The following is a 21,166-nucleotide window of genomic DNA, read 5'->3' as shown; positions in this document are numbered from 1 at the left end:
TCTTCTTCTTCTTTTGCAAATAATCCAGAATGAAAAACGCTGAAACCAGAACAACCAGAGGGATAAGAATAACCAAAAGGTTCACGAACTTCTGAGGAAGATCCATGGGCACTCCTTATGATGGCGACCCTACCATCCATAAACTTCCGGAACCTAGTGCCCCGGAACCCAAAGATTCCTTTACTGATGTAAAAATAGATTAACAAATAAACCACCTCATGTCCGCATCAATCGGATTTTTTCAAGCTGCGTCTTTTTCAATAATTACAACTTTCCATGTCGTTTGATCGGCTGGTGCGTTGTGAACAGTATTTCTTTTTGCGTCCGTGAAATCATCGCTGCGTCCATGAAACCTAGGCTTGTGACGTATTTACTGACCGGCGAAAAATACGTAATTTGAATCAACAAACAAAGGATTGTTGTATGCCCAAACAAGCCACAGCACTCAAGTTTCATGAAAGAATGTCTGGTTTCTTTGTCGCCAAGAAGTTCACCCTGTCGCCGTCTTCTCCCCTTTCACAAAAAGAATTTGAACAAGAAGCTGAACGTTTTGACCGCCTGCCCTTCGAGTTCAATTTAACCATTCAAGTTCCGAACCTGGAAAAATTCTTCGGCGACAACAGCGCTCCTTCGATGGTTGCTGGCACTGTCACAGACATTCGTTTTGGTGATTCCCTGCCTATTGAAGAGGGCTATTTTCATCTCTTTACCCGGCCCGCCGCCAGCCCGGACCGCAATACCGCCAAAGAAATGCACTACACCCTCTTTTTTACGGACCGCGAGAAAAAAAAGTGGACCTTGTTCGGATACAAAAACCTGCTGAAGGAAAACACAGCCGACATCTGGTCACAAACCACGACTTTGTACTTCTATCTGTGGGAAGGTCATTCCCTATATGAAAACTTCAGTGACAAGACCATCACCGGTGTCGGCATTCTAAAAATCAGTCCGGCTGATTTTTTAAAGCAGCTTACGACTTTCAGAACCAACGCCCCGTCCGCCATTAAAGACAAGCAGGTGATCCTGAAATACTTCAAAGCTTTTCTGGGAAATCTGTGGGAGGTCTACGCACCTTTCGTCTTCAGCACAACCACACAACGCTGGAATGAACACTTTTTCCCGCCCCAGACCATTCAAGGTGTGCATCAAGGTGAATGCACTCTGCACCCCCTGGACACCCGCGACGGACTGAGCATTTCAATCCAGCGCTTTAAAACCCAGCCCAGTCAGGATGTGGTGCTCTTAATTCACGGACTGACGTCTTCCACCGACATGTTCATCATGCCCGAACACGAAAATCTGGTGAATCACCTGCATAAATCCGGTTTTAGTGATGTTTGGTCGCTGGACTGGCGAGGCAGCGGCCGCTTTACATACAATCTGACCCCACATCGCTACACGATCGATGATATTGCAGAGTACGACATTCCCCGCAGCCTTCAGCACATCCGAGAGCAATGCGGAAGGGATGTGCGTATTCATGTGATCGCCCACTGCGTGGGATCGCTGGCGTTTATGGCCTCCTATGCCGCTGGGTATGTGGATAACCTTGCCAGTATCACGGCCAACAGTGTTTCTCTGACTCCTCAGGTTCATCGGCCCGCGATGATGAAGATGATGGTCGGGCCCGAACTGCTTGAGAATATTCTGGGATATCCTTATATCAGTCCGCGCATTCCCTACATGCCAGGGACCACCTTCGGAAAATGGATTCCCGCCATGGAGCGATCATTACGTCACGAATGCAAAGAGCCCGCCTGCCATATGATCAGCTTCATGTGGGGCTGGGGCTTCCCGGCCGTTTTTAACCATCGCAATATTCATCCAACCACCCATCGCAGACTGGCAGATCTTTTTGGTGGCACCAGCTTTCACTACCATAAGCACATTCGAAAGATGTTGCTGCAAAAACAATCGGTTTCTTGGGACGGGAAGATCAACTATCTGGAAGAAATGAAGAAACGGAAGCTCCCCCCGACTCTTTTAATTTCCGGTGCCGAAAATCATATCTTCCCCCAATCCAACAGACTCACCTTTGAAGCCTTCAAGGGAACTCTGAACGAAACGCAAGTGCAGTACCGGGAGTTCGCTCACTATGGCCATCAGGATATATTCATGGGGCAGTTCTGCGATCAGGAGATCTTTCCGGAACTTGTTCAATTTCTAAAACAACACTCTGTTCAACAACCTCAGACAAAGGCACGCTTGCGCATTGCCTAGGATTCTTATGGACTTTGACTATATCGTGATTGGTTCGGGATTCGGCGGCTCTGTCATGACCTGCCGTCTGGTGGAAAAAGGATATAAAGTCTGCCTGCTAGAGCGCGGTCGACAGTGGAGGATGAATGAATTTCCCCGCCGCCCCCACGACATCCAACAACGGATGTTTTGGGACCCGGAAGATCAGAAGTTCGGTTTGATGGAAATTCGTGACAACCCTGACAGCGATGTTCTGACTTTGACCGCCAGTGGCCTTGGGGGCGGCAGCCTTATTTATGCCAATGTCCTGTATCGCATGCCGGACCGGTTCTTCAAAGGTTGGCCGCAGATTTACCGCCGATCTTCCCTGGACAAATACTATGACCGAGTTCAGCAGATGATGGAAGCCAAACCCTACCCCTTCGAAAGCCAGAACTACTATCGCAACACTCCAAAGACGGCTTTGCTCAAACGTCTTTCCGAAGAAATGCCGTCGCCAGAAGGCAGCACAGAACCGCCTCGTTTTGCTCTGCCCGCCTTGGCGGTGCGTTTTGAGGGAGGCTTCCCCGGCCATCAAACACATAACATTCACGGAGCTTTGCAAAGTAAATGCAACAAATGCGGCGACTGCGACATTGGCTGCAACATCCAGGCTAAGAACACATTGGATTTAAACTATCTGTTCCGGGCGCGCCATCTTCGCAGCGGCCCGGACGCTCTGGATATTCGAACTCACGCCCAGGTCGTACGCATTGAATCCGTAGGCGATCACTATAAAGTGACTTATGTGATCCCGGAGTTTCCACAGCAGGAAAACAGCTTCACCTCCCGCAAAGTCATTCTGGCGGCGGGATCTGTCGGTTCCACATCATTGCTTCTTAAAATGAAGAAACACGGTCACCTGCCACATCTGAATCGCTGGCTGGGAAAAAAATGGAGCGGCAACGGGGATCTTCTGGGGCTGATTTTTGGTTCCAAAGAAGATGTCGATGCGACCAACGGTCCGGTGATCACAAGCACCATTGAATACAACTTTCAAGACTATGCCGATGGCTATCCGCACGGTATGTATCTGCAAGAGGCCGGTTTCCCCGTGGGCTTTGCGTGGTACTTGTCGGGGAAAATCCCGCAACTGCACGGACTGGCCGGATTGACCAATTTGATAACACAAAGTCTAAAGAAATACGCCTTGAGAATCCTTGGCGCCAAAGACACTGGCCCCGTCAATGTCGGAGAAGAGTTCGCTCGCGCCATTGATCGCGCCGAGTTCACGAAAAGATGCTTCGTTCTTTTGGGAATGGGACGCGACAAACCCGATGGTGAAATGCAGCTACGCGAAGACAACCAAGCGGTGATCAAATGGAAAATGGAAGGCAGCCAGGAACACTTTGATCGTCTCAGAACACAGATGAAAAAGATCGCGGAAAGAATTGGCGGATTCTTTGTTGATAACCCTTTGACCTACTTAAACAAGGTCGTGGCCGTTCATCCCCTGGGGGGCTGCCCGATGGGAGAGACCCCCGAAACCGGCTTGGTCAGTCCCTTGGGTGAAGTTTATGGACACCCCGGCTTGTACGTAGTGGACGGCAGCATTCTGCCCACTTCCACCGGCCCAAATCCCTCGCTGACCATTGCCGCCATTGCAGAGTACATCGCCGAACAAATCCCCACAAAGGCTGTTGCCAAAAACAAAGAGACCCTGGAAGCCCAGAGTCTCTGAAAATTTCATAGATTTTGAATCCAATTCTAGTTGTTCACACCCGGCCAGTCCGGGTACTGATCCAAGCCACCTGTCGGATCTTCATTTTCATCCGAGATCATGACTTTGATGCTGAAGACAGGTTCGGCCCAGAATGTTTCACACCACACGTAGTAGTCATTAAAGGTGCCGCCAACGCGCTCTCTGGAGGCCGCTAGATCCGCCGGAGCATTCGCATTCGCAGCGCGATCAGGAGTCGGAAGGTCATTGGTCACCAGATAGTTCACGCCAGCGCCATAATAAGAGCGCAATTTATTTTCTGAATCCAAGGTGTAGCTGGATTCCGGTGTCACCTGAGGCAGGAAGTAGCGACCCGTATTTTCCGGGAATCCTTCCACCATGTGAGGAGCGGCACCACCAAAACACAGAGCCTCTTTGCCATCAGCGCAAGACAGTTCCGTGTCAGAGCCCGATGGAGTATACCCTGGAGCAGTTTCATCGCCCGGTGTTCCCGGATCATCCGCCACCGGCGACGCCGCTGACTTCTGATAATAATACGGACGGAACTTCAAAATCGGGCAAGAGGCTGCCGCTTTACTTCCCATTCTAAACTGAAGAGTGCTGTAGTAGAGCTGCCCCTCTGGAACCGTGAAGCTGCAGGTGATATCCGGTGTGACAGACGTCACAACACAGTCCCCGCTTTCGGCGCGACTCAGATTCGTAAAGGCGGAATCTTCAGCAGCCGATTCCCATTTGATTCCCAGACGGAAATACAAACCGGTGCCATCCGGTACTGTCGCATCCAAATCTGTCCCGGTGTCTGTTCCTGGATCGGTTCCCGGATCTGTGCTGGGAGTTTCCGTCACGGACGGAAATGCCGCTTCGTCTCCCGAACAGGAGATCGTTCCAAACATAGTAAGACAGAGAACCCATGCTAAGATATGCTGTGTTTTCATATACACTTCTATCGGCAGAAGTTCGCATCTTATTGATACGTCAGAATATTTTTACCTAAATTTTGTTTCGTTTGCCTGACCAAGCCAGACCAAGGATCAGAAAAGATGGCGGGGTGTCGCGCAAGAACCAGACCAAGGGCCTTCTGGACAGAAGGCCCCCTGCTTTACAGACATTAAACTGTGATGACTTTCTTGTACTCAGCCAATCGTTTTTCAAGATCACCCAACGTGACATTCGCCAGCGCCTTCACAGAGAAATCCTGAATCGTATGAGAAGCCATCATGGAACCCATGATGCAGGCTTGCTTCAGATGCGCAATCGTTGGAACTTCTTTTTGAGCTGCCAAGTAGCCAAAGAATCCACCGGCGAAGGTGTCCCCAGCGCCCGTTGGATCTACAACGGTTGGAATCGGCATCGCCGGAAGGATGAAGTAACCTTCGTCCTTAGAGTACATGGCAAAACCGTACTCACCGCGTTTAATCACAACAGCCTTTGGGCCCAACGCCGTGATCAGAGGGGCTGCCGAGATCGCATTGGCCGCGCCCGTCAACATCTTCGCTTCACCTTCATTGATCAGAACCAGATCCACCTTCTTCAAAACTTCCACAAGCTTGTCTTTCTTGATAGAGATCCAGAAGTTCATGGTGTCCATGCCGACAAATTTCGGGGACTTCACCTGCTCCAAAACCTGCAACTGCAGTTCCGGCGCAATATTCGCCAAGAACACAAAGGAAGAATCTTTGAAATGCTCTGGCAACTGTGGATTGAAGTCCGCAAAGACATTCAGATCTGTTTTCAAAGTTTTAGCCTCGTTCAGGTCCCCTTCATAGGAACCCGCCCAGTGGAAGGTTTTCCCCGGAACTTTGGAAAGACCCGCCAGGTCCACACCACGATTGTTCAGAAGATCATAGTCCTTTTGGTCATAGTCCTCACCCACAACACCGACAACACGAACCTTAGAAAACAAAGACGCTGCCAAAGAGAAATAGTTCGCAGAACCGCCCAAAGCGCGGTCCACTTTACCGGATGGAGTTTCGATGGAATCGTAAGCAAGACTGCCGACAACAAGAATTTCAGACATAATGTTACCTCTAGTGTTGATTGTTTTGTTCTGCTTCCTGCGCAGCCAAAAGTTCACGTTTATATTTAGGAAGACCCGCCAGACGAGAGTTGGAAATATCCATCGTCTGAGGACGCTCTTTCACTGTGGTCAACTGACCGCAAGCTGCAAAGATGTCACGACCCATGGAGCGACGAAGAAGAACATGCGCCCCCAGGTTCATCAGCTCGGTATGGAACGCCTGGATCGTGTCATCGTCAGGACGCTCGTAACCAGAACCCGGATGTTCATTGAACGGAATGATATTGATTTTGCACGGAACGTCTTTCACCAGTTTCACCAACTGACGTGCATGTTCCAGTTGATCGGTCACGCCTTTAAGCAAAACGTACTCGAATGTGATCTTGTCTTTGGAAACACGGTAGTGCTCTTTACAAGCATCCAGAAGTTCTTTGATGTTCCAGCGTTTATTGATTGGCATCACCTGAGAACGGATTTCGTCGTTCGGACCATTCAAGCTGACAGCCAGACGGACCTTCGCATCCGCCACACGCCACATTTCAGGCACGATACCGGATGTGGAAACCGTGATCTTCTTGCGGGACAGATTGATACCCCAAGGGGAATGGATCACGTCGATGGTTTTAAAGACCGCTTCTGGATTGTCCAGCGGTTCACCCATACCCATGAACACGATATTGGTGATACGCTGGCCCTCACCCAAACGATCATGCACCTGCATGAACTGACCAACGATGTCTTCAGTGCGCAAACGGCGTTTTAGCTTTTGTTTGCCGGTGAAACAGAATTTGCAGGCCATGTTACAGCCCACTTCAGAGGAAATACACAAAGTCAGACGGTCTTCGGAAGGAATGACCACGGCTTCAACAGACATGCCGTCTTTCATGTCGAACAGGAACTTCTGAGTGCCATCGACAGATTTCAAGTGCTGAAGCACCGGAGGAAGATCAAAGGACAACAAACTTGGCAACGCCTGACGGAATTCTTTGGACAGATTGGTCATCTGTTCGGGATCGGTCACACGCTGTTCATAAACCCATTTGAAAATCTGCTGAGCACGGAACTGCTCTTTGCCTTTGCTTTTGATATAGGCTTTCAGATCTTCCAAAGTCAGGGAGTAGAAATTGACCGGTTGATTTTCAAGGGGTTTGGCGACGTTGTCGTCAGAATAATTAACGGGCGCAAGAATGCTGCCGGCGTTTGCTTCCATCTTCGGGCTCCTTGGCTTGTTACAGCCGTGCTTGTTACAGCTGGGATCTTCACCGATCTGTCGGCCGACCCCGTTTGGTTAAAGGATTATGTGTGCAGGGTTTGTAGCATAAGCCCCCTTCATTTCCTAGGGATTTCATATAATTGGGACCTCAGGAAGGGGGTTTTTGAGGGCTTTTCGGGAAAACTTACAAGGAATCAGAGCTGTCTATAGCCTTAAAGCCACGCCCAATATGAGGGCTCGGTCACAAGCCGGTCGGCACCTATGGAAAGAATCCAGTTGCAAACTTCCTCTCTTGTTTTTCCCGGGCGCATCTCTATATTGAAGGGCATGATTTGGCCCTTTATTTTCCTGTCCTATGCCAGCCTTTTTGTTTTCGGTCTGACCGACAATATCCGAGGGCCCCTCTTCCCAGAAATCCTTAAGCAGTTCGCCGTCAGTGACGGCATGGGCTCTTTGATGTTCGCTCTCAGCAATATCTCGGGCCTGATCTCCAGCTATGCCTGCCGCTATCTTTTGCGCCGTTATGATCGCCTGACCGTTCTGAAAGGTGGCACCATCGGACTGGTTGTTTCACTTTTGGGCTTGGCGGCTTCTCCGATCTTCCCGGTCTTTCTGATCTTCAGTTTTGGTTTTGGATTCAGCATGGGAATTCTGGGCCTGGTGCCGAATGTTCTGGTCCCCATGGGTTCCAGTCCCGAGCGCAAGCAGCGGATGCTGGCCGGACTTCACACCATGTATGGCTTGGCCAGTCTGATGGCACCTTTGCTGGCGGCATCCATCGAATATTTGACCGGCAGCTGGCGCTGGACTTTTGCCATCGCCTCGGTGGGGCCTTTGTGCCTGCTGGCGTATACCTATCATCCCAGTCACAAGTCCCTGCATTCCCGCTCGACCGTGACGGACGATGAACATCGCGCCAATAAGAAAAAGAATCTCAAGCCGCAGCTGTTTCTGGCCATCATGCTCAGCTTCGCCGTCGCGGCAGAGATTATGATCTCCTCGCGCCTGGCTCTGTACATGCAACGCACCTGGAGTTTCTCGATGGAAGCTTCCAGCCTGTATGTGACTTACTTCTTCGTGTGCATGATGGTGGGGCGCCTGATTTTCGCGGTGATTCACTTTCACCAGTCTGCACGCTTTCTGCTGTCCGCGTCTCTGGTCGGAAGCCTGATCCTGATGCTGGCGGGGCTTTTCATTCATCCTCTTTTCCTGGCGGGATCGGGGTTGGCCGTGGCTCCTTTTTATCCGTTGGCAATCTCTTGGATTTCTTCCGAGTTCCCGCAGGATCTGGACACCGCCGTCACTTATATGATGACCACAGATTCCCTGATGCTGATCCTGATGCATCTGGCGATCGGAAAACTGACAGACTTTATCGGAATCCAGAATGCCATTTTGGCCGGGTCCTTCTTCCTGATAGCCTCCTTCGTCATGGTCAACAGCTACGCTTGGCTTTTCAAAAAACCTTCGCTGCTGGTGCAAGCCTCCACACAGGCCCGTTAATATTTACAATTTCCATGATTTCAGAGGAAATTCGCACCCATTTTATTTAAAAACAAGCCCATGCGCTCTGGGCTTTTTTTAATCCTTATTTTGATTTCGCAATTTGCACAAGCCACTCCGGTGAACTTGCCACCCGAGGCTCAACTGCCGGTCTTGATGCTCAACCAAAACGACGAACAGCTTTACCTGCGTGGAATCATCCCGGGGAAAGGGCCCAGCTCTTTGTGCGGTCCCGCCAGCGCCATCAACTGGTTGCAACTTGAATACGGCACCTTTGATAAGGACCAGCAGATTCGACTGCTTCAGCAGGCCGAACTGCTCAGTCGAACTCAAGGGATCGACATTCACCGCGGACTGATTGAACCGCAATTGATTCAATACATGCAGAATTTGGATTCACTGCTTGGAAGAACACACCGCTATGCGGGCAAGGGGCGTTACTTTTCCGACAGCGAGCTGACTCTGAACGATCTCTTGTCTCCAGAACCACAGATTCTTCTGCTGCGCTATGATTCTCGCCCAACACCGCCTCCCCCTATGGGACGCCGTGATCGCGGGCCTCGTGGAGGCGATCCGATGATTCCCATTCTTGACGAAAGTGAAATCCGCGGATTCCATTTTGTCCTAAAGGTAACAGCTGATTCAAACGCTCAGGAAATTCTATTTTTAGACCCCGAAAACCCTTCCCGCTATTCACGAGCCCGACTGGAAATGCGCTTGAATCCCCGCAATCAAAAGCCGGAACTGCGCCTGCTGCCACTGTCGCGTGAAGACCTTGCCAGCTTTACCGGTGGAGGCCCCCTGCTTTGGACTGCGCTTTCAGCGATCGAAAAAGATCTTCCATAGCTCGAGGCTTTTGCACAAAGCCCCAGTTTCAATTGTTCGATAGTCGCGTTCTTTTGCACACCATCTGCACATCCTCGGGGAACTTGCGTAAGCTGATGGCATGAATACACCGAAGATTGTTTCCAGCTCTGATGATTCAAGTCTTTCACAACACCGGGAAGACGGACGCCAACTTCTTTTTGATCTGGTGAAAGAACTTGTGACCGACAGTTCCAGCATTCAAGTCAGCCTCGAGGTGGGTGAGGGCACCACAGTTTACCATGTGGCATGCAGCAAAGACTGTATCGGGCAAATTTTGGGATCCAAAGGAAAGAACATCTCTGCGGTCAGAACTCTTATTGGTTCTGTCTCTGCCCGGAAAGGATTTCGCGCCATAGTTGAAATTCCCTTCTTTCGAGACTAAGATGGCGCGTGCCTATTTGGAGAATTTTACTTCTTTTATTGTGTCTGATTCAGACTGCGCAGGCCGCACCGTCGCTAAAAACGGTGATCGGCGAAAACATGTCGGCGCCATGGTATATTGCCAACCCTCAAGGCCCTCCCAAAGGAATTACCGCAGAATATTTGTTCGCCCTGAGTAAGGAAATAAACCAAAAGATCGAAATTCTGGTGCTGCCAAAATTTCGCATCAAGGAATATTCTCAAAAAAACAAAATTGATCTGAACTGCTACACCTCCCGAGAATGGGCCCACATCAGCGATGAAGACGTCCTCTGGTCCGAGCCTCTTTTCGTTTCAAAAAACCTGATTGTTTCAAAAACGACGCCCCCGAAATCTCTTGATCAATTGACGGGGGAAAGAATCGGCACCGTATTAAAGTACAATTATCCAACTCTGCAAGACAGGTTCGATTCCGGAAAACTGATTCGAGACGACTCTTCCAACGAAGAAACGAATTTGCAGAAACTCGAAAGCTCTCGTTTCAACTATGCCTTGGCTGAGGCCGTTCATCTGGCCTATTACCTTAGTCACAACAAAAACTCCAAGATCCACAGTCGGGGCTTGGTTGTGGAAGAAGTTCCCGTGCGCTGTTGGTTGCGCAAAGGCGCCCCTCTGCCCATTGGGGAACTTAATGCCGCCATCCGCAAACTTAAGACCGACGGAATTCTTGAAAGGATCTTTGCCAAGTACCGCTAAGATCTCAAATTTAAAGGCCCCCTGGGACTGGCTTTGAATCTCGCCAGATCTACCGCAACGCACCATGTGGCTTTGACTCAAGCCACATTTCCTATGGGCGCCGCACTTTTTTGTTTAAAAGCAAGGTGGAGTCATGAATTAATGAACTCCATGACTGTACAGAAATTCATGCAATCTCAGCTGAAGAAACGCCAAGAGAAGAATCCCAAGTTCTCTCTAAGATCCTTCGCCCGACTGCTTAAGACGGACCCCAGCTCTCTTTCAAAAATCCTCAATGGCCTGCGCATACCCTCGGACGAAACGGTGGCCAAGTGGGTGGATTGTCTAAAGCTTTCTGCAGAGGAAGCCGATGCCTTAAAAAATGCCGTTGCCGAAACGCACTCCTTCAATCCGTTGAATGCAGAGTTCTTTGAGTCCACCTACAGTTGGGTCCATCCCATTTTGCTGGAAGCCCTGAAGCTTCCGAACACTTCCCGCAACCTTCCGATGCTGGCTGAACTTTTTGGCATGTCCATTGGTGAGGTTGAGCAGACTATTGCATTCCTGGAAAACCATCAAATTCTGCAAAAGAACACTCAAGGAACGGGATATACGCCTTCAAATCTGACCACGGTCCAAATCCCTTACACAAGTGATCTGCGCCGCAACCTGCAAAAGAAGTATCTGGAGATGGCCCAAAAAGCGCTGGACGAAGTTCCCTTGGAAAAACGCGACAACAGCACACTCACCGTTGCAATTCACACCGATGACATCCCGGCGATGAAGGACATTATCCGTGAAGCGCGTCTTAAAATTCATCGTCTGGCTGAAAAAAGAAAAAGCCAACTGAACGCAGTCTATAACTTTAGCAGCGCCTTTTACCCCGTCAAAGAGGACGGTCTATGAAACTGACACTGACAGCTTTACTAATCTGTATTCTGAGTTTCTCAACCCACGCATCAGCCATGAATGACGGTCAGGAAACCAACGGCGGTGACCCCTTTGTGGCCGAGTTCTTACTCGTTTTAGATTCGACTCTGGACCGCCTGCCTTGGACGTTACCTCTTGAAAACGGCGCCTCCATCCACCGCGAAGTATTGGAGAATGCCAAAACCACAGTGGTCTTTTCTTCGGTCGAAAAACTTGTTTTGGAAGGCCGAGAAGTGGCGGCCATCAATCAGCCTCTGGCCGTTCCTCCCCGAATTGTGGTTTCACGAACCGCCTGGAAAAATCTCAGCGAAAAACAGAAAACTCTTCTGGTTCTGCATGAGCTTCTGCCCATCGTTGGAATCTTTGACGAAGACTACAAGAACTCCATCGCACTTTGGCAGCTGCTGCAACCGGACAGTCCCCTTTCTTTTGCTACAATGGAAACTGCAATCATGCAGTGCAATCGCGAGCAGCTAGAGTCCGTGCCTGAACAACGATTTAAAAGAATGATAACCCCATCTCAGATCGAATCTTTGATCTTCCGCGCTCTGGATTACGAGTGCCCGGCCTTTATCGGCAAAATGAAGGACTGGAACATCAATATGGATCTTTGCGTCGGTTCAATCAGCCTGACCAACTGGTTTTTACGAAGCGACATCCAAAGTGCCCCAGCCGCCCTTGAAATTCTGCAAACACTGCGAAGCCAGGGCGTTCCGACATCCAAGATATGTGCACATAAGGTCAATGATAGCTGCGAACAAGTCAAAAAGACGAAGCTTCCATTTCAGTCTGAGCTCCGCACCGTCATGGGTTGTGAATAAAAAGGGCGTTTGAGGCCCTTTTTATCATTCATCAGTGCAAGACAATACCTTCATCCTCTTCAGGAAGTGACTCCCGGATCTCTTCCGGCGTGGCCTCCCGAACCTCCAAAGCCTCGATTTCAAAAATCAGATCCTGGCCGGCCAAAGGGTGATTGCCATCCAAAGTGATTCGGTCCTGCGACAGATCGGTCACTCTGAACTTTTCGACCTTTTTGCCTTCACGGGCAAAAAGAACACTTTCCCCCACTTTTAATTGAGAGCCTCCGACCAATGATTCCCGCGCCAGCTCCAACACCTTGCTGGTGTCGTAGAACCCATAGGCTTCTCCAGCGCTCAGTTCAATCTGGCGCTTTTCACCTTTGCGGATATTTTTTAAACCAACGGATAAACCCGGCAGAGAGTGATCTGCACCCGGCAAAGAGGTCAGAACATCGCGGTTGTAGGTCGAACTGATGACCTGACCCAGCCTGTTTTTAAGAACACAGTGAAACGATACAATCTGAACGTTCATAGCATGTCCTTTGTTGGCGAAACATTGTTGGGTTCAAAACCCTGATGCATTTGCGGTTCAGTATCTAAAAAAACAGCTAACAAGTATCAATTTGAGTCACGTGGATCACATGGGCGACCTGGCAAGAACTGCGGTCTTGCTTGCCAGTATAACATCCTATCGGCATCTGGCCAGTCCAAATAAAGAAAAAATAACACGAAGATTACTTAAATCTATCGTATTTGAGCTCCACGGCCGGGCCCAGCCACAAGGCCGCCTGAGTATGGTCATACAAATCATCCCCGGTCAACTCATGCACCAGGACCGAAAGCTCGCCGCGCTCATGCATCAGCCACAGAACAACTTCCGTAAAATGCTCTTTGGGGAAATTGATTTCAAACATAGGTACGGGGTGAGGTCCGATGGCTTCGGGAATCATCTCACCCACAAAAACTTTTTTACCTTCAAACATCCGAATGGCTTCATCACGCAAGTGAGCCGCCTTTTCGCGATGAGCTTCATCAAAGTAAATGTGCGCATCAAATTCACGGGGAAAACCTGCTGGCAAAAGCTTGCTGTTCACAGTGTAGGTCTTTTGCATCGCTCCCCCCAATCGCTTAGTGAGCTGTTTGGATATACTCTTTCAGCTCAGGAATTTCACACGGAACACAGCCCACTTTGCCAACAACCACACCTGCGGCGTAGTTTGCCAACATACAAGAGTGAACCAAAGAAAGACCCGACATCAAGCCCAACGCCAATGTGGCAATGACGGTGTCACCGGCTCCGGTCACATCGAACACCTTGCGGGCGTAGGTCGGAACTTCCGTGATCTCGTCACCGGAAACGATGGTCATTCCATCTTTTCCGCGAGTCAGAACAACTTCCTTCGCGCCGGTGATCTTTTGCAGTTCACGCGCCACTTCGATCACCTTATTTGGATTGTCGCGCAGATCATTGAAGTCCTTGCCCGTCAACACAACAGCTTCATCGTAATTGGGCTTGATCAAATCCACACCCTGATAGAATGAGCCATGGTTGTTGCGGTGTGGATCGACCATCAGCTTTTTGCCGTGCTTTTTACAAATAGCAGACACTTTTTCCACCACATTGCGAGAGATCACACCCTTAGCGTAATCTTCGATCACCACACAGTCCGCTTTGGCCACATTCTTTTCCACAGCCTCAATCAATCGGGCTTCGGCTTCGGCAGAAAGATATTTTTTTAGCTCGTAATCCACCCGCACCAGGTGATGGTGTTTGGCCATCACACGCGTCTTGCGGGTTGTCGGACGGGCTTTATCCACGATCATGTATTCCCAGCTGACGCCATTTTTTTCAAACAATTCGCGCAGCAGATTCGCCCCGGTGTCGTCGCCGACAACAGAAATCAACATGGCTTCCCCACCCAGGCTGGCGACGTTCTGAGCGACATTGGCCGCCAACCCCAAACGCATGTCTTCTTCTTCCACCTCAAGCACCGGAACCGGAGCCTCGGGGCTGATACGACGAACCTGACCCATGACGTATTCGTCCAGACCGACGTCGCCAATAATCAGGATCTTTTTACCCTTCAGAAAGGGGATCTGATTTAAAAGAAGCTCTTTTTCCTGAGGGCCTACGGTGGCCTTTACGGGTGTTGTCATTTTTTCAATCTCCGGAAGCTGATATGGCTCTTTTGTAGCCCATGGGGACGGGACTGTCACCCCTAAAACCCCGGACTTGGCTCTGGGGCGGGCCTCGTGATAGAACCTGCAGCCTATGTTCAAACCCAAAGGCAAGTTTCAAGGCAAATCCCCCGCCCACAAAGGCGCCCCTGTTCGCAACCACGGGACTGAGCGCTCCTCGGAAAAAACCCTGCCCTATGGTTTGATCTATAAACAGAATTACATCTCAGCCCGGGAAAAGGCCGAGATCATGGAATACCTGCGAACACTTTATCCGATCTGGGAAATGCGCTATTCCAAAAACAATCCGCCTCCGGAAAACCAAAAGCAGCGGCCACTTCTGCGCCCGGTGTACTGGCTGGGGAACTGGCAGTTTGCCTGCCTGAACTACTATCACCCTCCCAAAGGAATTTATAACCGCTGTGTAACTGCGGAAGGTTACCCGCCGATCCTGGAATACCTGATTCAGAAAATTGAAGCTCTGATACACGACACCTATGCTCCACGCGACATTCCCCGGGGCTGGCATCTGAACACATGTCTGATTAACTATTACGGCGACCAGATTGGTGAAGACGGCAAGAAAAATGATTGCGCCCGAGTGGGCGAGCACAAGGATTTTGAACCAGGGCCGGTGGCTTCAATTTCCTTCGGTGAACGTGCGTTCTTCCAGTTTGTGTCCAGCCAGGGAACAGAGTCCAAATCCAGCGTCGTCTTTCAACAGTGGCTGGAAGACAGTTCTTTGCAGATTTTTGGCGGAGATAAATTCAAAAAGCATCTTTTCCACCGGGTGCAGCGTGTGGACCGCAAGGAAAACCATATCTTCCCATTAAACGAGATCGACAACTTTGAAACCCGCCGGATCAACTTCACGTTCCGCTATGTTCCCGATGAACACGTCACACCGTTTTATCGCCTGTCTGCGGAAGCCCAAGAGGACGTCCGCGGTTACATGACAAAACTGGCCGAGCACTCCGAGTTTTTTAAAGAGCAACTGGCCAAACAGCCCTAAGCGTCGCCCTGCCCGCACTCTGGTCGATGGAGATTTTCAGATTCTGATTCAACCAGCGCACGATCATTTCCTGCTCGGATCCAGTCATATCCTGATTCAGGAAACGGAAGTCAAATTGTGACAGTGGCAGGCTCAGGTTCATGGACTTTTCTTTGCCCTTGGTATTTTCCACTTCCAGCGCGATGGTCACAAAGCCGGATTTCTTGCCGGGCTCTTCAACCTCAAACCGCACCCTGGAACCCTGATCAAAGAAGCCTTTCCATTCCTCGTCCGACAGATCCACATCCAGATGTCTCTCGGTCATTTTGAAGTCCGGGGAATGAGACAGAATATACGACTGGAACAAGGACGTGATCGCAGACCAGTCATAGGGCACCGGTAAAGTGCAATGAACCCCTTGAGGCAGCTCCACGACCCGGATGTTTTTACTGTCCACTTTCAATTCTTTGTTCTGCAACTGCTGGGAGTTTAAATCGTAAGGCACCGCCGGGTCCTGCTCAGTTGCATAAACCAGCACGGGCTCTTCCACATGTTTGTAGTGACGCCAGAAATCGTTGAGCTCCCAGAAGTGAGTATTGTCTTCAACCCCCGGAGGCAGTCGGACCGAGTTCACATACGAAAGACCGCCATGATATGTTCGGGCAATTTCAGAGATGGCCTTGCTCAGGTAAGAGAAGCTTTCAAAACTTTCAAGCGCCGGGATTTTTCTATCCAACCCCTGCAAACGCTGACGGCTCCATAAATCCACAAAGGCTGACTTCACCCCACTGTGGGTCAGGCTTTCCATCGTCGCGCGCAAGTTCACGACCGGACACAGGGCCGTAAACGAGTTGATCAGCGGTCCTCGCTTCGGCGAGTTGTATTTGTTCAACAGAGACGAATACAGAACCCCATGCCCCCCCAGGCTGATCCCGAAAAGGTGTATGCTGTCCACCAACTGCGACAGTGGCTCCACCGGGTCCGTCAACAACCGGGCCACCTGAATGTTCTGAATGCCTTCGTCATAACCGCCGAAGGAGAATCGACTGTTGTTGGCCACAAAGTCAGGGCTCGACATGTTTTCAAGCATCAGGACATTGAAGGGCGACTGTTCAAAGAGCATCATCAGCCACGCACGCTCGGGCTTGAAGTCTTCGACATTTGAGAAAATTCCCAGACGCACAATCACCAGCGGACGGCGTTTCATATCCCCCTTGAGTCCCAGCAAACCTTTGAGTTTTACATTGCCCGGCAGATTCACGACCACCCGGCGCAGGAAGGGATGCCCCTGAGGATCGTACTTCATCGTCATCATCCGTCGAACGTTCATAAACCAGCCGTCGTCGCCGGTCTCTAGCTCCGTCCGACAGTCCTGGAAGTATTTCTGAACCAACGCCCCCTGCAACTGAACCGACTTTTGGACGCGCGGGTCCTGCAATCGTGCCGCCCACACTTCAGGGGAACATGCCGTGGACATCAGCTTCGGCGCTCCTGTCGGAATCCAACTGATGATGTTGGTCATTATAAAGTTCAGAGGCTCTGGATAACGCCCCGGGCTGTCTGCCAAAAGAGGAGAATTGTCGCCGGGGAAACTGATGCGAGAGCTTTGAAACTGCTCAAGAAAAGCTCGTTGCGGGTTGGCGGCAAAGACGTTGGAGCTGACGACTATAAGGCTGAAAAAACATAACCAAGACCGAAGCATAGGGCCTCATTGTGGCCAAAAAGAATCATCGAGTCATCACCTTTTTCCGGAGTGACTTTGAGTATTTACTTCAATAAAATTTTTCGGTGTATTTAAGGAGACACATACCATGGAACACAAGATAGAGCCTCTCTATGACGGGCCTCTTTTCAGAAACGCCATTCAAACTCTCGATGAAGCTGCCAAAATTATCAACTGTGATCCCAACATCCTAGAGCGTCTGAAAAGGCCTCGTCGTTGCATCACTGTTTCCGTCCCTGTGCGCATGGACGACCACAGTGTGAAAGTCTTCACAGGTTATCGCGTGCAGTATTCTCCAACCTTGGGCCCTTACAAAGGGGGCATCCGTTACCACCAGAATGTGGACCTTTCTGAAGTTGTGGGCCTTGCGGCTTTGATGACTTTCAAGAACTCTGTTTTGGGTCTGCCATTGGGTGGAGCCAAAGGTGGTATCACTGTTGATCCAACCAAACTTTCCCGCGCGGAAAAACAAAGCCTGACTCGTCGTTATGCTTCTGAGATCGGGCCTTTTGTTGGACCGACAAAAGACATCCCGGCTCCGGATGTGGGCACAGATCCTCAGACCATGGCTTGGTTCATGGACACTTATTCTCAGGAAAACGGCGGCTTTGCACAGCCGGGTGTTGTGACTGGTAAACCAGTTGAGGTCGGTGGTTCTTTGGGTCGCAACCATGCCACAGGTCTGGGTGTTGTTTATGTTGCGGAAAAAGCTTTTGAAGCTTGTGGCATGAACTTGAAGGGCGCGTCCATCGCCATCCAAGGTTTCGGTAACGTGGGCTCTTTCGCGGCGAAATTCGCTTTTGAGCGTGGCGCCCGTATCGTGGCTGTCAGCGATGTGTCCGGTGGTATCTTCAACGGTGACGGTTTGGACATTCCTGACGTCATGGAATACATCAAGGCTCACAAGTTCCTGAAGGGCTATCCAAAAGCTCAGCCGATCAGCAACGAAGAACTGCTTGAAGTGAAATGTGATGCTTTGTTCCCGTGCGCTCTGGAAAACCAGATCGACACGCACAATGCTGAAAAAATCCAGGCAAAAATCATCGTCGAAGGCGCCAACGGTCCTGTCACAAATGCGGCGACCAAGATCCTTCATAAACGCGGTGTCTTCATTGCTCCGGATGTTATTGCCAACGGCGGTGGCGTGATTGTTTCTTACTTCGAGTGGGTGCAGGACACTATGTCCTTCTTCTGGGACGAAGAGGAAATCAATGGTCGCTTGAAAGGCATTATCACAAAAGCTTTCGACAAGGGTTATTCCCTGGCTAAAGAAAAGAACATTGACATGAGATCCGCAGCAATGGCGGTTTCTGTTCAACGTCTTGAGCGTGCGATGCTTTTGAGAGGCCTGTACCCTCGCTAGTGCTTGGGGCAGGATGTGGGACTGGATTTCATGAAAAAACCCTGGCTTCTTTTACCACCCCAGTGGGCTCACGACCTGAGCTCGCTGGCCTTACCTGCCTACGCACTTCTTCATGGCAAAAAAATCCCGCACTGGAAAAGCTTTACGTGGCGGGATCTTCACTTCCCCAACCCTGTGGGCATTGCCGGTGGTGTTGATAAAAATGCGGAACATCTGAAAGACTGGTGGGCCCTGGGCTGTGGTTTCGTGGAAGTCGGCACCGTCACTCCCCGAGCACAGACACCGAATCCAGGCAAAATCATGGACCGCGATCTGAATCTTCAGGCCATGTGGAACAAGATGGGATTTCCCAGTCATGGCGCGGAAGAGGTGTTTTATAATCTGGCCTCCTATGCGCCAAACTATCGCACCCCTATCTTTGTAAATATCGGAAAAAATCGTCACACCCCCAACAACAGTGCGGTGAATGACTATCTGACCTTGGTGGACCATTTCCGTCCGTTTGCAGATGCCTTTGTTGTGAATATCTCCAGCCCCAATACGACCGGCCTGCGAGATCTTCAGAAAAAAGAGAATCTGCGCTCTTTGATTTCTCCGATTGTGGAACGCGTCTCTCACTTTGAGCCCACACCCGTTCTGGTAAAACTGTCGCCGGACATGGGCGATGAGGGCCTGGCTGAAGCCGTAAACAACTGTCAGGAGCTGGGTGTTGATGGCTTTGTGCTGACAAACACCACTCTGTCCCGCCCTGAAGGCTGCCACTTTCCTGCCGAAGGGGGCTTGTCGGGAGCTCCTTTAAAGAATCTTTCCAAGCATGCACTGGAAGTGGCTGTTCAAACTTTAGGCAAAAAACGTGAAGGCCTGCTTTTAGTCAGCGTTGGGGGCATTATGAGCCCAGAAGATGTCTTTGAAAGATTGCAAATGGGCGCCGATCTTGTTCAAATTTATTCTGCACTTGTGTTCCATGGACCAGGTTTCTTCCATAACGTAGCAAGAAGGTATAATGACGGGCGATAGCGCAGTGGAGACAAAACCTAAGAAATCAAAAATCCGCAAGGGTCATTGGATTCCTGTGGTGGCTGGTTTTTTGCGCAAAGACGGCAAGATTCTTGTCGGTCAACGTCCTGAGAACAATTCACTGGCTGGCCAGTGGGAATTCCCTGGTGGCAAAATTGAAACCGGCGAAACCCCGGAAGAAGCTTTGGCTCGCGAATTAAACGAAGAGCTGGGCATTGAAGCCGAAGTAGGCGAACTGAAGCTGGCTTGCACTCATTCCTACGGAGATGTAGGGATTCTCATATTATTCTATGAAATCCTATATTGGAAAGGCGAACCCCGTGCCAAGCATCACATGATGCTGGAATGGATTCATCCGGAAGAGCTCAAACACCGCAATATTCCGGAAGCCAACCGCAAGATCTTGCACAAGATCTACAAAGCTTTAGGACTTGAATGGCGAAAATAATACTGGTGAGCAAACATGTGAATGCGACTTCCTGGCAGCTTGCACAAGCTCTCAAGGCGCAACAACATGAAGTTATTCTGCTGACCAGTTACGGTGAAACTCCCCGCGACACCAGCGGTATCGAGTTCATGGGTTATTTCAAAAAATGGAGTTTCCTGGAAGGTATTCGCATCATCCCGGGATTGTTCGGCCTGCAACCGCAAATCCTGCATGTCCTTTTGGATGAAGACCGCATGAGCCCCGCGCAGATGGTACTTTCAACCTTCGCCAAATCCCATCCGACTTGTGTTTTAACGACGTCCCTTCTGAATATCCGCAAAGGCCTGAGCCGCAGAAATCCGGTTCGCTATCTGATCGAAGAAAGTGACATCATCACCTGCCCCACCGTGGAAGCACTGGGGTTGTTGCGTGGACTGGATGTTCGCTCCAACCGCCAGGGTCGCGGAATTTTACCGCCGGTTCTGGATTTGAAGGCGACTCCTCCCTCCGAAGAAGCCGTCGAAAGCAGCGAACTGCATTTACTGGAAACCCTGGCACAAAAGCCTTATGTGGTGATTCCTTTCAATGAACCTCGTTTCAATCCGGAATCTGAAAGCTTCATCCGCCTGCGCACGGTTGCGCAGAAGTATAAAGTGGCTTTGTGGGGAACGTATTCTCACTGGTCGCTGCGTGATCGCAAAAGATTCGCCGCCTGGATGGAAGAATTCCAATGCGGGGATCGCTGGCTGCTAACTGGACCTCTGTCTGCTTCACTGACTCAAAATCTGCTTCAAAAAAGCACGGCTTTGATGCTCGCAGGCCAGCAGTTTACTCCGGTGGAAATGACGGAATACTATCTGCGGGCGATTCAGTCTCAGGCTGTTTTGATACTGGACTCGCGTCAGACCAGTGTGCATTCCGACCTTTGGAAAAACACGGTGAATTGCTGGGTTCTTAACCAAGGACAGTTGCAAAAAGACCTCATCAAACTTTTGGCCAAAAGCCATCTGAAACTTCCGGAGTCCCTGTCTGAAAAACTGGCTGAAGACCGCCATCTGATCGACTCTTCCATGAATGAACTCAATCGTCTGTACAACAAGGCCTTGAATCATCTAAGATAGGA

General features: G+C 50.2%; 20 protein-coding genes. 13 read left to right on the top strand and 7 right to left on the bottom strand.

The window, feature by feature from the left end:
- Nucleotides 1-423 precede the first annotated feature (423 nt).
- Both ACZ5ZV_RS04065 and ACZ5ZV_RS04060 read left to right on the top strand, forming a co-directional pair.
- Nucleotides 424-2,220: an alpha/beta fold hydrolase gene (locus ACZ5ZV_RS04065; RefSeq protein WP_464120147.1), complete on the top strand. Its 1,797-nt coding sequence runs from the start codon at nucleotides 424-426 to the stop codon at nucleotides 2,218-2,220.
- A gap of 7 nt (nucleotides 2,221-2,227) precedes the next feature.
- Complete coding sequence (locus ACZ5ZV_RS04060; protein ID WP_464120146.1) at nucleotides 2,228-3,919, top strand: GMC oxidoreductase; 1,692 nt, start codon at nucleotides 2,228-2,230, stop codon at nucleotides 3,917-3,919.
- 26 nt (nucleotides 3,920-3,945) lie between these two features.
- On the opposite strand, the gene ACZ5ZV_RS04055 is transcribed toward ACZ5ZV_RS04060, so the two are convergent.
- From ACZ5ZV_RS04055 to rlmN, 3 genes are all read right to left on the bottom strand, one after another.
- Nucleotides 3,946-4,854 (bottom strand): hypothetical protein, encoded by a 909-nt coding sequence (locus ACZ5ZV_RS04055; protein ID WP_464120145.1) that lies wholly within the window; start codon nucleotides 4,852-4,854, stop codon nucleotides 3,946-3,948.
- A 173-nt stretch (nucleotides 4,855-5,027) separates the two neighbouring features.
- Nucleotides 5,028-5,936 (bottom strand): PfkB family carbohydrate kinase, encoded by a 909-nt coding sequence (locus ACZ5ZV_RS04050; protein WP_464120144.1) that lies wholly within the window; start codon nucleotides 5,934-5,936, stop codon nucleotides 5,028-5,030.
- Nucleotides 5,937-5,946: 10 nt separating this feature from the next.
- Nucleotides 5,947-7,146 carry a dual-specificity RNA methyltransferase RlmN gene (rlmN, locus tag ACZ5ZV_RS04045; RefSeq protein WP_464120143.1) on the bottom strand — a complete coding sequence of 400 codons (1,200 nt, stop codon included), beginning with the start codon at nucleotides 7,144-7,146 and terminating at the stop codon, nucleotides 5,947-5,949.
- A gap of 330 nt (nucleotides 7,147-7,476) precedes the next feature.
- Here rlmN and ACZ5ZV_RS04040 point away from each other — a divergent pair, with 330 nt between their 5' ends.
- From ACZ5ZV_RS04040 to ACZ5ZV_RS04015, 6 genes are all read left to right on the top strand, one after another.
- On the top strand, nucleotides 7,477-8,652 hold the full coding sequence (locus ACZ5ZV_RS04040; RefSeq protein ID WP_464120142.1) for an MFS transporter: 1,176 nt from the start codon (nucleotides 7,477-7,479) through the stop codon (nucleotides 8,650-8,652).
- Nucleotides 8,653-8,712: 60 nt separating this feature from the next.
- Nucleotides 8,713-9,498, top strand: coding sequence for a hypothetical protein (locus ACZ5ZV_RS04035; protein ID WP_464120141.1), 786 nt, complete (start codon nucleotides 8,713-8,715; stop codon nucleotides 9,496-9,498).
- A gap of 100 nt (nucleotides 9,499-9,598) precedes the next feature.
- Nucleotides 9,599-9,901, top strand: coding sequence for a KH domain-containing protein (locus ACZ5ZV_RS04030; protein ID WP_464120140.1), 303 nt, complete (start codon nucleotides 9,599-9,601; stop codon nucleotides 9,899-9,901).
- 8 nt (nucleotides 9,902-9,909) lie between these two features.
- On the top strand, nucleotides 9,910-10,635 hold the full coding sequence (locus tag ACZ5ZV_RS04025; protein ID WP_464120139.1) for a substrate-binding periplasmic protein: 726 nt from the start codon (nucleotides 9,910-9,912) through the stop codon (nucleotides 10,633-10,635).
- 141 nt (nucleotides 10,636-10,776) lie between these two features.
- Nucleotides 10,777-11,520 carry a TIGR02147 family protein gene (locus tag ACZ5ZV_RS04020; RefSeq protein ID WP_464120138.1) on the top strand — a complete coding sequence of 248 codons (744 nt, stop codon included), beginning with the start codon at nucleotides 10,777-10,779 and terminating at the stop codon, nucleotides 11,518-11,520.
- Nucleotides 11,517-12,365 (top strand): hypothetical protein, encoded by an 849-nt coding sequence (locus tag ACZ5ZV_RS04015; RefSeq protein ID WP_464120137.1) that lies wholly within the window; start codon nucleotides 11,517-11,519, stop codon nucleotides 12,363-12,365. The genes ACZ5ZV_RS04020 and ACZ5ZV_RS04015 overlap by 4 nt, the downstream gene beginning before the upstream one ends.
- 31 nt (nucleotides 12,366-12,396) lie before the next feature.
- Here the strand turns inward: ACZ5ZV_RS04015 and ACZ5ZV_RS04010 are convergent, their stop codons facing one another.
- The 3 genes from ACZ5ZV_RS04010 to rfaE1 all read right to left on the bottom strand — a co-directional run bounded on the left by ACZ5ZV_RS04010 (nucleotide 12,397) and on the right by rfaE1 (nucleotide 14,501).
- Nucleotides 12,397-12,876, bottom strand: a complete 480-nt coding sequence (locus tag ACZ5ZV_RS04010; protein ID WP_464120136.1) for an FKBP-type peptidyl-prolyl cis-trans isomerase — start codon at nucleotides 12,874-12,876, stop codon at nucleotides 12,397-12,399.
- Between the two features lie 202 nt (nucleotides 12,877-13,078).
- Entirely contained in the window at nucleotides 13,079-13,456 is a 378-nt protein-coding gene (locus tag ACZ5ZV_RS04005) for a DOPA 4,5-dioxygenase family protein (RefSeq protein ID WP_464120135.1), read from the bottom strand.
- Between the two features lie 16 nt (nucleotides 13,457-13,472).
- Entirely contained in the window at nucleotides 13,473-14,501 is a 1,029-nt protein-coding gene (gene rfaE1 / locus ACZ5ZV_RS04000) for a D-glycero-beta-D-manno-heptose-7-phosphate kinase (protein ID WP_464120134.1), read from the bottom strand.
- Between the two features lie 115 nt (nucleotides 14,502-14,616).
- On the opposite strand from rfaE1, the gene ACZ5ZV_RS03995 reads away from it, so the two are divergent.
- Nucleotides 14,617-15,534, top strand: coding sequence for an alpha-ketoglutarate-dependent dioxygenase AlkB (locus tag ACZ5ZV_RS03995; RefSeq protein WP_464120133.1), 918 nt, complete (start codon nucleotides 14,617-14,619; stop codon nucleotides 15,532-15,534).
- On the opposite strand, the gene ACZ5ZV_RS03990 is transcribed toward ACZ5ZV_RS03995, so the two are convergent.
- Nucleotides 15,506-17,215, bottom strand: a complete 1,710-nt coding sequence (locus ACZ5ZV_RS03990; protein WP_464120132.1) for a hypothetical protein — start codon at nucleotides 17,213-17,215, stop codon at nucleotides 15,506-15,508. The genes ACZ5ZV_RS03995 and ACZ5ZV_RS03990 overlap by 29 nt on opposite strands.
- 109 nt (nucleotides 17,216-17,324) lie before the next feature.
- On the opposite strand from ACZ5ZV_RS03990, the gene ACZ5ZV_RS03985 reads away from it, so the two are divergent.
- From ACZ5ZV_RS03985 to ACZ5ZV_RS03970, 4 genes are read left to right on the top strand one after another with little or no spacing between them, the layout of a single operon-like run.
- Nucleotides 17,325-18,599: a Glu/Leu/Phe/Val family dehydrogenase gene (locus tag ACZ5ZV_RS03985; RefSeq protein ID WP_464120131.1), complete on the top strand. Its 1,275-nt coding sequence runs from the start codon at nucleotides 17,325-17,327 to the stop codon at nucleotides 18,597-18,599.
- Nucleotides 18,600-18,629: 30 nt separating this feature from the next.
- Nucleotides 18,630-19,616, top strand: coding sequence for a quinone-dependent dihydroorotate dehydrogenase (locus ACZ5ZV_RS03980; RefSeq protein ID WP_464120130.1), 987 nt, complete (start codon nucleotides 18,630-18,632; stop codon nucleotides 19,614-19,616).
- Nucleotides 19,603-20,064 (top strand): 8-oxo-dGTP diphosphatase MutT, encoded by a 462-nt coding sequence (gene mutT / locus ACZ5ZV_RS03975; RefSeq protein ID WP_464120129.1) that lies wholly within the window; start codon nucleotides 19,603-19,605, stop codon nucleotides 20,062-20,064. The genes ACZ5ZV_RS03980 and mutT overlap by 14 nt, the downstream gene beginning before the upstream one ends.
- Nucleotides 20,052-21,164, top strand: a complete 1,113-nt coding sequence (locus ACZ5ZV_RS03970; protein ID WP_464120128.1) for a hypothetical protein — start codon at nucleotides 20,052-20,054, stop codon at nucleotides 21,162-21,164. Before mutT ends, ACZ5ZV_RS03970 begins: the two co-directional genes overlap by 13 nt.
- Nucleotides 21,165-21,166: the final 2 nt, after the last annotated feature.

This window comes from Bdellovibrio sp. HAGR004 (genome assembly GCF_055397015.1).
The sequence above is the reverse complement of the archived record's forward strand: the minus strand, read 5'-3'. Positions and strand labels throughout refer to the sequence as shown.